The 1,092-nt window shown below is 67.6% G+C and carries 2 protein-coding genes; both read right to left on the reverse strand.

The window, feature by feature from the left end:
- Nucleotides 1–13: 13 nt before the first annotated feature.
- Nucleotides 14–895 carry an IS3 family transposase gene (locus tag ACZ7L7_RS37185; RefSeq protein WP_472078027.1) on the reverse strand — a complete coding sequence of 294 codons (882 nt, stop codon included), beginning with the start codon at nucleotides 893–895 and terminating at the stop codon, nucleotides 14–16.
- Nucleotides 892–1,092: transposase (locus ACZ7L7_RS37190; protein ID WP_472078029.1), on the reverse strand; the 201-nt coding region annotated here is incomplete at its 5' end. The genes ACZ7L7_RS37185 and ACZ7L7_RS37190, both read right to left, overlap by 4 nt.

Raw genomic sequence — 1,092 nt, forward strand, 5'->3', positions numbered from 1 at the left:
AGTACGAACGCGACTACTGGCGAAGACTGGAGCAACCCCCGCAGTCCGCCTGAAACAAGACCACCGGACTCCACGAAACCCGGGGCACTTCATGGAGCCGTTCCTCGTTGTACCAGGTGATCCACTGAAAGATCGCCCGCTCGACCTGGTCGACGTCCCGCCACGGGCCTTGCATCTCGATCAGCTCGGCCTTGAAGGTGCCGTTCAGCGCCTCGGCCATCGCGTTGTCATACGAGTCCGCGACCGAGCCGACGGACGCGGCGGCCCCGATCTCGGCGAGCCGGTCGGTGTAGCGAATTGACACGTATTGCGACCCTCTGTCGCTGTGCTGGATCAGACCGGAGTCCTTCTTGATCCGGCGTCTCCACAGCGCCATCTCCAGCGCATCCAGCGGAAGTTCGGTCCGCATGTGGTTCGCGACCTGCCAGCCGACGAGCGTCCGGGAGAAGACGTCCAGGACGAACGCCACATACACCCAGCCCGTCCAGGTGCGGACATACGTCATGTCCGCCACCCACAGCTGATCCGGCCGGCTCGCGGTGAAGTCGCGGTCGACCAGGTCCGGCGGGCGGGGTGCCGACGGCTCCGGCACCGTGGTGCGGCGCCGCTGGCCGCGGATGACGCCCTGAAGGCCCAGCTCGGCCATCAGCCGCTCGACGGTACAGCGTGCCACGAGGACGCCCTTGCGCTTGAGTGCGCGGGTGATCCGGCGGACACCATAGGTGCCGCCGGACTCGGCATGGACCTGTTCGATCAGCGGCATGAGCTGCTCGTCGCGCAGCCGACGGGCCGACTTCGGCCGCTTCTTGCGCGCGTAATAGGCCGACTCCGACAGGCCCAGCACCCGGCAGGCGAACCCGACCCCGAGGCCCTTGTCCCTGAGGTGCTCGATCACCTGGTCGGCCTCGTCCGGGGACGGTCGAGTTCCGCCGCAAAAAACGCGCTCGCGGCCTTGAGGATCTCGTTCGCCCGCCTCAACTCCGCTACTTCTCTGCGAAGTTGCTTCAGTTCCTCGTGCTCGGCGGTGGTCAGCCGGTCGTCGCGTTCGCCGGCGTCGGCCTCGGCCTGGCGGACCCAGCCGCGCAGGGCCTC

The sequence above is a fragment of the Streptomyces sp. NPDC110618 genome (genome assembly GCF_055657065.1).